The sequence below is a fragment of the Paenibacillus taichungensis genome (genome assembly GCF_003287275.1).
Taxonomy (GTDB): Bacteria; Bacillota; Bacilli; order Paenibacillales; family Paenibacillaceae; genus Paenibacillus; species Paenibacillus taichungensis_A.
Window position 1 is genome coordinate 142,030 of sequence record NZ_QEVW01000025.1, and the last position, 12,356, is coordinate 154,385.

Annotated in this window: 12 protein-coding genes; all 12 read right to left on the reverse strand. The window is 49.2% G+C overall.

The window, feature by feature from the left end; translation table 11 throughout:
- Window positions 1-24 precede the first annotated feature (24 nt).
- Window positions 25-858, reverse strand: coding sequence for a histidine racemase CntK family protein (locus DC345_RS28060; protein WP_113055948.1), 834 nt, complete (start codon window positions 856-858; stop codon window positions 25-27).
- A 240-nt stretch (window positions 859-1,098) separates the two neighbouring features.
- Window positions 1,099-1,239 (reverse strand): hypothetical protein, encoded by a 141-nt coding sequence (locus DC345_RS31895; RefSeq protein ID WP_181586758.1) that lies wholly within the window; start codon window positions 1,237-1,239, stop codon window positions 1,099-1,101.
- 199 nt (window positions 1,240-1,438) lie between these two features.
- Window positions 1,439-2,665 carry an amidohydrolase gene (locus DC345_RS28070; protein WP_397333777.1) on the reverse strand — a complete coding sequence of 409 codons (1,227 nt, stop codon included), beginning with the start codon at window positions 2,663-2,665 and terminating at the stop codon, window positions 1,439-1,441.
- A gap of 100 nt (window positions 2,666-2,765) precedes the next feature.
- Window positions 2,766-3,827: an LLM class flavin-dependent oxidoreductase gene (locus DC345_RS28075; RefSeq protein WP_113055950.1), complete on the reverse strand. Its 1,062-nt coding sequence runs from the start codon at window positions 3,825-3,827 to the stop codon at window positions 2,766-2,768.
- Between the two features lie 70 nt (window positions 3,828-3,897).
- Window positions 3,898-4,770, reverse strand: coding sequence for a LysR family transcriptional regulator (locus tag DC345_RS28080; protein WP_063566647.1), 873 nt, complete (start codon window positions 4,768-4,770; stop codon window positions 3,898-3,900).
- Window positions 4,771-4,840: 70 nt separating this feature from the next.
- Complete coding sequence (ssuE, locus tag DC345_RS28085) at window positions 4,841-5,386, reverse strand: NADPH-dependent FMN reductase (RefSeq protein WP_113055951.1); 546 nt, start codon at window positions 5,384-5,386, stop codon at window positions 4,841-4,843.
- 24 nt (window positions 5,387-5,410) lie between these two features.
- Window positions 5,411-6,328, reverse strand: a complete 918-nt coding sequence (locus tag DC345_RS28090; protein WP_113055952.1) for an ABC transporter permease — start codon at window positions 6,326-6,328, stop codon at window positions 5,411-5,413.
- A gap of 55 nt (window positions 6,329-6,383) precedes the next feature.
- Window positions 6,384-7,316 (reverse strand): ABC transporter permease, encoded by a 933-nt coding sequence (locus DC345_RS28095; RefSeq protein WP_113055953.1) that lies wholly within the window; start codon window positions 7,314-7,316, stop codon window positions 6,384-6,386.
- Between the two features lie 42 nt (window positions 7,317-7,358).
- Window positions 7,359-8,999, reverse strand: a complete 1,641-nt coding sequence (locus tag DC345_RS28100) for an ABC transporter substrate-binding protein (protein WP_113055954.1) — start codon at window positions 8,997-8,999, stop codon at window positions 7,359-7,361.
- A 206-nt stretch (window positions 9,000-9,205) separates the two neighbouring features.
- Window positions 9,206-10,546: an LLM class flavin-dependent oxidoreductase gene (locus DC345_RS28105; RefSeq protein ID WP_113055955.1), complete on the reverse strand. Its 1,341-nt coding sequence runs from the start codon at window positions 10,544-10,546 to the stop codon at window positions 9,206-9,208.
- A gap of 307 nt (window positions 10,547-10,853) precedes the next feature.
- Window positions 10,854-11,129: a glutaredoxin family protein gene (locus DC345_RS28110; protein WP_063566643.1), complete on the reverse strand. Its 276-nt coding sequence runs from the start codon at window positions 11,127-11,129 to the stop codon at window positions 10,854-10,856.
- A gap of 200 nt (window positions 11,130-11,329) precedes the next feature.
- Window positions 11,330-12,277, reverse strand: a complete 948-nt coding sequence (locus DC345_RS28115; protein WP_113055956.1) for a phosphotransferase family protein — start codon at window positions 12,275-12,277, stop codon at window positions 11,330-11,332.
- Window positions 12,278-12,356 lie beyond the last annotated feature (79 nt).

Genomic DNA, 12,356 nt, shown 5'->3' on the forward strand with positions numbered 1-12,356 from the left:
TTTTCCTCCTATATCTCGTCATGGTCATGCATCTATAAATGCTTTGCCCTGGGCCACGATTCCAACCGATCCTTCGATCGTAATTTGTTTAACCTCTGCTTCATTCCACTCTGCCATCACTTTAATCGCACCACCGGGCTGTTTAATATGCTGAACGATCTTCCTTTGCCTGCTCCATGCCAGATAGGCTCCAACAGAGGCAGTACCCGAACCGCACCCCCTTTCCCAGATCAGACTATCCAGCTGTGGGACAAATATAAGCGGTGCCAGCTCCTCCGACTGGGAGTTGTATAATAAAATGCCAATCAGTTTATCCCCCAGGGTTAAGCCTAATAATCGCGCCAACGCTTGTGCTCTCTTTCTGATCGGTTCATCAAACGCTTCCACTTCAATGACGATATGGATGAACTCCCGATACCGTACAATTACAATTTCCATATCGATCCCTTCATACTTGACGGTTCGTCGTTCAATCTGTTCAGGAAGGGGCATCGTGACTTGGCAAAAATATTCATTCTGCTGCTTCTTCACCTGACATCTGATTAATTGATCTGTCCCGGAAACCTCCAAGGCGATCTCTGTAAATTCAGCGGATACCCGCTTGTTCTCGGACGCAATAAACGCAGCCAAGGCCATGCAGGCATTCCCGCAGAACTCTCCACCGGCCATTTCCAGACGGGCAGCCGCCTCCGGTTTAACCGATCCGCCAATGAACCCCACTTGTTCCGCGTATACGTTGTCATAGGACATAATTTGGGCGGCGATGTGTGGATATGTCTCAGCTGGATGATCTGTCTTCACCAGAACCGTCATATTTTGCGTGGGATTAAACTTGATAAAATCAATCTCCTGTTTCATCGCAGCCGCTACTCCTATTCTTGATATGAAATTAAGTTGAGCTAACTTAGCTATAACTTTAATAGTAATAATTACGATTAACGGTCGAGAAAAATATAGCATATCCCACTTGGGAGCGTCAACAAATATTTCCATATCATAAAAGGAGCATTACGACTGTCCTTTTATGTACAAACAGAAACAGAGTTGACGCATTTGCGTCAACCCTATTTAGCTCAACGTTTTCAGTTTAGAGATACATCAGCGACGATTAAAAGGCATAACGGATGCCAGCAATGCTTTTGCATATTCATTGGTTGCATCCGAGAGGCAATTCCGCTCAAGCTCTTCAACGATCGTTCCCCGATACAGAAAAAGTACCCGATCACACAGATTCGCCACGGCCTGAAGATCATGTGCAGCAAAGAGATAGTCATGTTCATTTCATGCTGAAGAGAACGAAGCAGATCCAGAATCTGAGCCTGAACGGAAACAACAAAAAACGGCCACCTGATTGAGGTCACCGTTTTTTGCGTTCATTCGCAATTTTATTAGCATATTATCTTATTAATTATCCACGTATCCACGTCACTGTTATCGGTTATTCGCCGTTGGACTGCAACTTTTGCAGTGACTGTTCAGCCAGCGCTGCCAGAAGATGTGCCCCAAGCGGCAGCGCCCGTTCGTCCACATCGAATGCAGGATGATGCCATTCGTGCGGCCCTGACGTTCCGAGGAAGAGAAACAGACCCGGTACCTCCTTTTGGTAAAAGGAAAAATCTTCGCCAGCCGGGGAAGGTATCGGTCGGATACTGTTCAACCCCATCTCACTCGCGACCTGCTCCGCGGCAGCAGCCAATGACGCATCATTGACCACGGCAGGTGGTCCCTGAATCCACCGCACGGTAGCCCGTGTCCCGTAGGCTGCTGCTACTCCAGCAACCACCTGGTTGAAACGCTCACGAATCCGGGCACGTACCTTCTCGTCAAAGGTACGCACGGTACCGTCCAAAATGGCTTCTTCGGGAATGACGTTCCAAGCGGTGCCGCTGTTAATTTTGGTCACACTGATTACGGCGCTCTCCTGTGCTCCTACATTACGACTCACGATGGCCTGTAATGCAGTCACGATATGAGATGCAACCACAATTGGGTCAATGCCCGCTTCCGGCACTGCCGCATGGGTTCCGACACCCTCCACTTTAACCACAAAACCATCTGCCGCTGCGAGCAGGGCTCCTTCACGGATACCTACCGTACCGACCTGCAGATCCGGTTTGTTATGCAAACCAAAAATAGACTGAACTTCAGACAACGCTCCGCTCTGAATAACCTGCCGTGCTCCCGTCGCCTTCTCCTCCGAAGGCTGGAAAATCAAACGAACCTTGCCCGGCAGCCGGGATTCACGCTGTTTCAACAATCGTGCAGCACCGATCAGAATGGCGGTGTGTGCATCATGACCGCAAGCATGCATCCGGCCAGCGATTTGCGAGGCATACTCCAGCTTCGTTTCTTCCTGGATCGGCAGCGCATCAATATCTGCGCGTAATGCCACTACCGGGCCATCACCCAGCCCAATTTCAGCGATAAGGCCCGTTCGCAGTGAATATTCTTCTGCAATCCGTACCCCTTCATCCACCAGCCAGCCTCGAATAGCTTCTGTCGTTTCCCGTTCCTCTCCGGATAGCTCGGGGTTACGATGCAAATGTCGCCGAATCGCGGTTAAGTGCTCTGCGAATTCTTCATCCTGCCCAACGCAAAGTTCATGCTTGCGGCTCTGTTCTTCTTGCTCTGCCTGTTGCTCAGGTTGTTTCAGATCACTGCTCACGATATTGCCTCCTTTTATCATCGATGTGCCATGTTAGATGGGTTAATATAATACACGGGTCATTTCACTTCAACAGATATGCTCTATATCATGTATATGCCTAACCGATCACCGCTTGCGCAGGTGTCGACTCATTCGCAAATTCACCCAATCCCTGTTCATCCAGCGCCTCCCGCAATAATTCAAATGAACGAATGCGCTTGGCAAAATCACGTGTGGCTGTAGTAACTATCAGTTCATCCACGGCAAAATCCTGCTGGAACTTCGCCAGAGCCGAACCGACCGTTTCCTTCGTACCTCTCGTCACACTCGGCTCCAGAATTTCAATTCGATACTTCTCGTTTGACTGCCGTCCGAATTCTTCCGCCTGCTCAACGGAACCAACCGTCAATACCTTGCCATTCTCCAGATGGATCTTGACCAGCATATGTTCACTTGCCAGTCCTTCGGCTTCTTCCGCACTCTCCGCCACAATCAATGATATGGCGAGGATGGCATATGGCTCCCGTCCATGTGAACGGTCAAACTGTTCGCGGTAAATACGCAAAGCCTCCAGAGCAACCTCCGTGTTGCTATTAATAAACAATGAAAATACATAAGGCAGTCCCAGTTCTGCTGCCATGCCTGCGCTATCGATACTTGCCCCAAGCACGTAGAGCTCAGCCGGGATTTCGGATACCGGTGCAGCGCTCAAACCGGCCAAAGGATGTGTTTCATCTTCATGCGGTTCATTATGGATGAACTGCTTCACCTGATTGATTTTCTCCTTCAGTGAAGCGGCCTCCTGAATCCCTTGCTGTAGTGCCTGTGTGGATCGGGGCAATCCCCCTGGAGCACGTCCAATCCCCAGATCGATTCTACCTGGGCCAAGCGCAGAGAGCACATTGAAATTCTCGGCCACTTTGTAGGGACTATAATGTTGCAGCATCACCCCGCCAGAACCGAGACGAATCCGCTCCGTATGCGCCAGCAAGTGGGAAATGAGTACCTCGGGTGAGGAGCCGGCAACATGACCTGAGTCATGATGTTCCGATACCCAGAAACGATGAAATCCAAGCTGTTCAGCCCGCTGCACCAATTCAATCGTATGCCGAAAAGCATCAATCGGCGTCTCCCCTTCATAGATCGGGGTTTGATCCAATATGCCAACACGAATACCCATCATATTCTCCTCCTTCGATCTTGCCGAACCTGACTGAATGAATCCTTCCTTGCTTCCTTAATGACTCTCTCTATAGCTGCCGCAGCAGTTCCCCGAAAGGCTCTGCAAAAGGCGAATGTTCTTCTTTTAACGTAACGACGCTGATCTGCAACGATACACCTGCAACTTCATGTACCTGAATGGGGAACAGTTCCTGATCCTGCACTTCCTTTTGCACGGTCAGACCTGGGAGAAACGCAATACCTGCTCCTTGCTTCACCAGCTTCTTCGCCGTTTCCGAATTATCAACGTGATATGTAATATCCGGCGGGTGTTCCAGCGAGTCAAAGGCCCGGTGAATGCGCAGCCAGTCCAGTGAACCACATTCAAAAAAGACCAGCTGCTCATTCCTGATCGCCTCCATGCTGACATGCCCGCGTTCAATAAATGGATGGCCTTTGTACACGTATAGCTGAATTGGATCTTCATAAAAAGCAACCGTACGGATTGCAGGATGCATGACCTTCCGCACAAAAGCAAGATCGATTTCCTGACCCAGCAGCTTGGCGACGAGTTGGTCTGTCGTCGCTGTAGTCAGTTTGATGTTCACCTCAGGGTAAGCTTCCTTGATTTTGGGAAGAAAGTCGGGAATGACATAGTTGGATACGGATACCGTACTGCCAAGTCGCAGTGCATCGGGCGTCGTACGGCGTTGCTGTATCTTCTGTCTGCCCTTCTGAATTACTTGCAGTACCTGCTGGGCGTAGGGAAGGAACTTTCTCCCCTCTTCCGTGAGCACAATCTGTTTGCCAAGACGGTCAAACAATTTGCAGCCGAGTTCACGTTCAAGGGACTGAATACGAGCGGTGACAGAAGGTTGGGACAAAAAGAGTACCTCGGCAGCCTTATTGAAGCTTCCGTAATGATTGATGTATACAAATGCTTCAATGTTCTCAATATTCATAAGCGCCCCCCGAATCCACGTCCGCAGACGTTATCTATATCCATTTATCCAATGAATTTACTTGGTTTTATCATATCGTAATCCCATTCTTTTCCAGAGTCAATATCAATTCTTCCAGGGAACGATCCAATCGTGTAGTGATGTCCGCCGAAAGCACATATTTTCCGTCATCGAGCCGATCAATTCCCTGATCAACTGCGTATACTCCCCCGAGAATATGTCTGCCGCCAAGTGCTGCCAGAACAGGCTTCAATGCATAATCGATGGCGAGCAGATGGGCAATCGAGCCGCCGATGACTAATGGAAGAGCCAGCTTGCCCCGCAGTCCTTCCTGTGGAATCAGATCCAGGAACAGCTTCAGCACGCCAGAGTATGATGCTTTGTACACCGGCGTCGCCACGATGACTGCATCTGCCGCTTCGACAACAGCGAGCGCATCACGAATGAAAGAGCTATCAAACTTGGCCTGCACCAGATCTTCCGCTGGCAGGTCGGCCACATGAATCACCTCAACGGTAATGCCTGCCTCTCTTAATTTATTGCTGCTGTAATCCGTAAGGCCTGTCAGACGCGAACGTTTGGAAGGCGATCCGGCAATAATAACGACATGTGACATCATGATTCCTCCTTGGAATAGCGGTCAAGCCGCTCCATTTACTTTGGGGTCCAGCCGATCGCGAATATCGTCTCCAATCAGATTAACCGCCAGCACAAACATGGTAATGGTGAGTCCCGGGAAGGTACAGATCCACCAGGCAACCGTCAGATAACCTCGCCCTTGCGAGAGCAGCGCTCCCCAGTCCGGAATTTCCTTCAACACACCAAGTCCGAGAAAGCTGAGCCCGGAGCCTGTAAGAATGGATGTACCCACGCCCAGCGTCGCCATAACCAGCAATGGTGACAACGAATGAGGCAGTACATGCTTCCAGAAAATACGGGCATTGGAGCCCCCAAGTGAACGTGTAGCTGTAATAAAAGGCAAACCTTTAACGGACATGACCTGCCCACGCATCACCCGTGCATATCCCGGAATGGAGGATACCGCAACAGCCAGTGCAATGTTAAGCAGTCCAGGCCCCAACGCTGCCGCGACAGACAATGCCAGCAACACGCCTGGAACAGCCATCAGAATATCAACGGCCCGCATGGTGATTGTATCCAAAACACCTCCTGCATAGCCGGCAATAATGCCAAGGGCACTGCCCACAAGACCCCCAACCAGCACCGAGGCAAATCCAATCAGCAGTGAATCCCTGCTGCCATGCACAACCACACTGAAAATATCCCTGCCAAAATAATCGGTCCCAAACAGGTGCGCAGCAGAGGGAGCCTGCAGGATGGCATCCGTCATCATCTGAGTAGGATCATAGGGAGCAATCCAGCCCGGCACGATTGCACAAGTGACGGTAAACACCACGATCAGCAAAGCTGCATAAAAGAATAAACGGGATACCGCGAATGAAACGCGGTGACGCAGAGGACGGCGACTCCACAGGCGTAAACGCCCTGTTCTGGCCGTCCAACCTTTTTCGTCACCCACCAATGGTTTCATGCTCATAAGACGCCTCCTTCCTCACTACACGTTCAGATGTTTCAGACTGCTCCATCCGTCCTCACGTTCGGACTGCACGCCTAACTCTGGGATCAATGTACGCATAAGAGATATCCACCAGTAAATTCAACACGACATAGATAATCGCTGTGAAAAAGACTACGCCCTGCACAACAGGCAGGTCTTTGGCCATCAACGCATCCGCGATGATTCTGCCGATCCCCTGTCTGGAAAAGACCGTCTCCACCACAACGGTTCCTGCGAGCAGATCACCAATCAACATGCCGATGACCGTCACCGCCGGAATCAGTGCATTACGCAGCGCATGGCCGTACATGATGGTCCGCTGTGTAAGACCTTTTGCTCGTAATGCCACGATAAAAGGTTCGTTCACCACTTCCAGCATGCTGTTACGCACCATACGTACGATGAAACCTGCACCGACGAGGCCCAGTGTTGCGGCAGGAAGCACCAATGAACTGAATCCGTCGGAGCCCATCGCCGGGAACCAGCCGAGCTGGACCGAGAACAGCAGGATCAGCAGAATGCCGGTCCAGAAGGTTGGCATGGAGATACCAAACAATCCAACGAGCCGCGCGATAAAATCAATTACGCCATTACGATGAATGGCAGACAGTACGCCGAGCGTAATGCCGATGGTTATCGCTATGATCGAGCTGAGCGCAGTCAGTGCCAGTGTGGCAGGGAAATGTTCCAGTATTTTGGGCAGGACCGGGTCGGAATTGATCATGGATTTGCCGAAATCCCCACGCAGCATGTCTCCAAAATAGTTGGCAAACTGGATGTAAAACGGCTGATCCAGACCGAGCTGAACCCGCAGGTTCTGAATCATTTCGGGCGTTGCCGATGACGGGTCCAGCATAAGCAGGACCGGATCACCCGGCAGCAGATACATGATGCAGTACACCAACACCGAAGCTCCGAAAATAACCAGAAGCGATGTAGCAAGTCTTGTCAGTATCGTTTGAACCATACCGGGTCATCTCCTTCCTGTCTGCATAATTGATGTTTCGTGTTATGGCTGAATCCGAACATCATTGAACAACGGATACCCGAGTGAATCAAACTTAATGCCCTGCACCGACTTGGATGCAGCCACCGTATAAGGGAACACATAGATCGGTAGAATGACAGCCTGCTCGATCAGATATTGCTGAATCTGATTATAGATATCCACGCGTTTATCCGGATCAGTCTCTACCGCTCCCTGTTCAAGCAGTTTATCGATCTTCGGATCAGATAAACCGGATAAGGTCGGACGTTCACCTTCTGCACTCGTATGATAGAAGGCATAGAGAGCATTCGGATCAGAATTGACCTGGCTGTTGCCATAGAGATCATAATCCCAGTTCTGATAGATGACAGTTGCAATATCCTTCGTAATTTCAACTTCAACAGCTATGCCGACCTGCTTGAGCTGCTGCTGAATAATTGCTGCAATGTCGTTACGTTTCTCCCGATTCGGCGAACCATCCACATAATGCAGGGTCAGCTTCTTGCCATCTTTTGCACGAATGCCATCTGCTCCCTTGATCCAACCTTGCTCATCAAGCAGCTGATTGGCCTTGTTGATATCCGGATTGATGCTTCCTTCCAGGGAAGCATTATAACCGAGGATTCCCGGAGACAGTGCAGACCACGCACGTTGGTAGTTGCCCAGATACAGTGTCTTCACGATGGATTCCACATCAACTGCAGATTGCACCGCCTGTCTGACTTTCACATCATCCCAAGGTGCTTTGCGCAGATTGAAGAAGAGGGTATACGGCAAACCAACGGTGTTGGCCTGCAGCAATTGCTGGTTCGGATCGTTCTTCAGGGCAGCAATATTTTGCGGCGGAACGGTCTCGGCGGCGAGTACCTGCTTACTCTGAACACTGCCGATGCGAGTTGCTTCTTCCGGTACAATTTTGAACGTAATCGTATCAATATGCGGGGCGCCTTCGTTTTCAACGGTTGCGGGAGCCCAGTTGTAATCCTTGTTTTTTGCGACGACGATATCCGCATTTTCATCCCATTTCACGAAGGTATACGGACCGGTTCCCACCGGATTTTTACCCAGTTGATCTCCATACTTTTTGGCGGCTGTAGGAGACACGATCCCCAGCAGAGCCTGACTCAAGTTACCGAGAAAAGCTTGCGAAGGTTGTTCCAGATTCACCTTAATGGTGTATTCATCAATGACCTCCGAGGAGCTATAAGGTCTAATCAGGGCAAGGGAATTGGCGGCTTTGGTGGCCGGATCGATCACCCGATCCAGATTGAACTTCACGGCTTCCGCGTTAAATGGTGTGCCATCATGGAACTTCACATCTTCACGCAGTTTGAACGTATAACTTTTGCCATCCTCCGATACACTCCACTCCTTGGCAAGCCAAGGTTTGATGGAACCATCCGACAGCTGTACCACCAGATTGTCATAGATCGTTCGAATCGCACGTACGGTTACGGCAAGGCCACTTCGATGCGGGTCCAGCGTATCCGGAGATGTGGCGAGTGCGTAGGTCAGGTTCCCACCTTCTGCTTGGCCCGCCTGCTCCCCACCGGAAGCCTGAACTGCACTGTTCGAGTTACCTGCCGCTCCGCAACCGGATAATACCAGCACCAATACTGCCGCCAATGCCATATATTTCATCCATGAGATAGACCTGTTCATATAGCTTCCCCCTCTGTGTATACAGGTGTCATTGATTCATTGAATTAATGATTTAATGCTTTAATGATTTATAGTTTTATTCAACAATATAACCTATCCGTTAACTTGGTTTTATAGCATCAATCAGCACTTTCCACTGATACAATCCGAATATTCACCCGGACTCCTCATTTTAGACCGCTGCCGATTTCCCGCTCCCCATTTTCTTATGCCTCGGTTCCGACCTGCTCCCGGGCAGCCGTGTACCGATTCACCGGAATTTGTACACCGAGATTGCCACGCAGTGTGTCATGCTCGTATTCGGTACGATAGATACCACGCTCTTGCAGAATCGGAACAACCAGCTCCACAAAATCAGACAATCCACTTGGCAGTTCAGAATGAATAATGAATCCATCTGCCGCTTCGGCTTCGGACCATTCCTGGATCTTGTCAGCCACCTGCTCCGGTGTGCCAAGGAATTTGCTCTTTGGTGTTGCTGCCCGCAGGGCTACTTCACGCAGGGTCAATCCTTGCTCTATGGCATCCCGCTTGATTTTGTCCGTACCACTGCGGAAGCTGTTGCTGCCAATGCCATTCAATTCAGGGAATGGTTCATCCAGCGGATATTGGGAAAAGTCATGATGCTCGAAGAAACGTCCCAGATAGTCCAGCGCTTTATCAATAGTAACCAGGCTGGCAATCTCCTGATATTTCTGTTCTGCTTCTTCTTCTGTCCGTCCGATAATTGGATTGATCCCTGGCAAAATGACAATATCCTGTGTGGAACGTCCATAGGATGTTGCGCGGGTTTTGACATCTTTGTAGAAGGCCTGTGCATCCTCAATAGAATCATGCCCTGTGAAAACAGCATCCGCTTCTTTGGCAGCAAGGGTTTTGCCATCTTCTGAGGAACCTGCCTGGAAGATAACAGGCTGCCCCTGCCGTGAACGTGCAATGTTAAGTGGGCCCTGTACGGAGAAAAACTCTCCTTCATGATTGAGTGTGTGCAGCTTGGATGGATCGAAGAAAACGCCGCTTTCTTTGTCTCTTACAAAGGCATCGTCTTCCCATGAATCCCACAAGCCCTTGGTCACCTGCAAATATTCGGTTGCAATCCGGTAACGTTCCGGATGAGTAGGGTGGTTGCTTTTACTGTAGTTTTTGGCTGAACCTTCAAGCGGGGATGTAACCACATTCCAGCCAGCACGGCCATTACTGATCAGATCAAGTGAACCGAATTGTCTGGCAACTGTGAATGGATCACTATAGGAGGTGGAAAGTGTTCCAACCAGACCGATCCGTGACGTAATGGCGGCCAGGGCGGACAACAAGCTGATTGGCTCAAATCGATTCAAGAAGTGAGGTATGGATTTCTCGGTAATATAAAGACCGTCAGCGATAAAAACGAGATCGAATTTGCCTTCTTCTGCCTTCAACGTCTGGCGTTTGTAAAATTCAAAATTCACACTGGCATCCGATTGAATCTCCGGGTGTCTCCAAGTCGTCATGCTGCCTCCGACACCGTGGACAATCGCTCCAAATTTCAAACTGCGCTGAGCCGTCATAACCATTCCGCCTTCCTTGGATTAGGATATATTAAGAATTTTCTAAAGTCCGATCTGATACGATTACGAATGAAGAAAAATCACAAAGTTAACTATTCCTATGAGTTTGGTCAGCTTTAATTTCACAAATCTTATCACTGCCCCGCACATCGGTCAACAGCATTACTTATAGAACTTTTCTATATAAGGATTGGACATCTGAATAAGAGGATGGATTATGGCTTATAAAAATCCCCGACTGCTGCACACTGATATGACAGCCTTTAGCAGCCGGAAACTGCTTTATCAAGAGATCCGCCACATCCGGTCAGACTGCTGCTTCATCGGGCTGGGCGAGAAGTTCCGCCAGTTTCTCCAAATCAGGCTCCAGCAAAGCTTCATACTTGCCGTCTCCACCCACCTCAATGACAGGTACATGTCGAATGCCATATTTGGCTTCAAGCACGTCCCTCAGCACATCGTTGCCTTGCACTTCGATGTTCTCAAAAGGCTGGTTGCGGGCCGTTAGGAATGCCTTGACCTCCCCGCAGAAATGACAGCCTGTTTTGCTCCAGAGCACTACTTTTTTCGATGTAGAAGACATCGGCATACCTCCTGATTGATTCATTGTCAGATCAGGATGGATCACCACCCAGACCATTAATTCCTATCTGTTAAATAAGAATTATGGCTATAAATGTACTCCTCACCTCTTCAAGCGTCAATGGATCTGCCAATAGAATAAACCTATAAGAGGATAGAAAGATTATATTTAAAATTTGAAAAGAGCTCTTTAAGAGCTCTCTAATTCCTGAACCTATCACTAACCATGTTAAAGACCTGTTTGGCAGAACCGGCATAATGGTTAACCTGGTCCGGCCGTTTATCCATAGCCCATCGGAGGGTATCAAAGGCTTTTAACAGCAATAGATGCCTGGTCAGACCCAGTTCCTCCATACTCATTCCGTATCCTTCCAAGAACGCTTTCAATTGTTCCGTATCAGGGCCTTCACCACGGAGCTGACACCCCATCAGATGGATGACATCTCCATGTGGCACGACAGTAACTTCCGCACTCCCCCAATCCAGTAGTATCAACTGACCTGTCGGATGAACTATCGTATTTTTTAATGAGATATCACCATGACATAAACCGAATCGGAACTTTTCATCTTGCAACTGCTCGAACCATTGTCGTACAATCTTCGATTCCCTCTTCTTGATTACGCCCAACTCAAGCAGCGGATCCCGCTCTGTCAAACTATCGATGTTATACTGCACATATCCTTTCCAGCTGCCATCTGATCCTGGATGAGGTGGAGAATGAAATGTACCCTGAATGGGATCAATCAGCTCCTCGCCAAAACCGGTCACTTGAATGGAATGTATACGTCTCGCATATTCACCGAGCTTCCTCCAGATGTCAGTCGGGGCTACTTTACTATCCAATCCGTTATCCCCCTCGACAAACGTTTGAATCATATATGCCAATTCATCCTTAACCCCAACGGACAATGTATATGGCCCAGGGATACCCGCTGCTGCTGCCTGCTCAATACACCATTTTTCTTTGATAAAGGTGGGATAATGAACCTTGTTGTTCATGCGGACCACGACTTTATGACGTTCCGTCTCAACCAGGCAAACCTGATTCACAAAACCTTTTCCGATAATCGGGTATGAGGATCTCACTTGTTCCTGAAAAAACTCACCAGCAATAGTTTGGGCTTGTACTGCCATGGTGTCTTTCATCGTGCATTCCCCCTGTCTCGGTATACTTCAATATGCTTTGCAAAGATTGAATGGGCTTAGTGTAAAAGTAATTCACCAA

Coding starts and splice junctions, on each gene's coding strand:
- DC345_RS28060 (WP_113055948.1), bottom strand. CDS start 858: ATGAAACAGGAGATTGATTTTATCAAGTTTAATCCCACGCAAAATATG.
- DC345_RS28075 (WP_113055950.1), bottom strand. CDS start 3,827: ATGGGTATTCGTGTTGGCATATTGGATCAAACCCCGATCTATGAAGGG.
- DC345_RS28080 (WP_063566647.1), bottom strand. CDS start 4,770: ATGAATATTGAGAACATTGAAGCATTTGTATACATCAATCATTACGGA.
- ssuE (WP_113055951.1), bottom strand. CDS start 5,386: ATGTCACATGTCGTTATTATTGCCGGATCGCCTTCCAAACGTTCGCGT.
- DC345_RS28090 (WP_113055952.1), bottom strand. CDS start 6,328: ATGAGCATGAAACCATTGGTGGGTGACGAAAAAGGTTGGACGGCCAGA.
- DC345_RS28095 (WP_113055953.1), bottom strand. CDS start 7,316: ATGGTTCAAACGATACTGACAAGACTTGCTACATCGCTTCTGGTTATT.
- DC345_RS28100 (WP_113055954.1), bottom strand. CDS start 8,999: ATGAACAGGTCTATCTCATGGATGAAATATATGGCATTGGCGGCAGTA.
- DC345_RS28105 (WP_113055955.1), bottom strand. CDS start 10,546: ATGACGGCTCAGCGCAGTTTGAAATTTGGAGCGATTGTCCACGGTGTC.
- DC345_RS28110 (WP_063566643.1), bottom strand. CDS start 11,129: ATGTCTTCTACATCGAAAAAAGTAGTGCTCTGGAGCAAAACAGGCTGT.
- DC345_RS28115 (WP_113055956.1), bottom strand. CDS start 12,277: ATGAAAGACACCATGGCAGTACAAGCCCAAACTATTGCTGGTGAGTTT.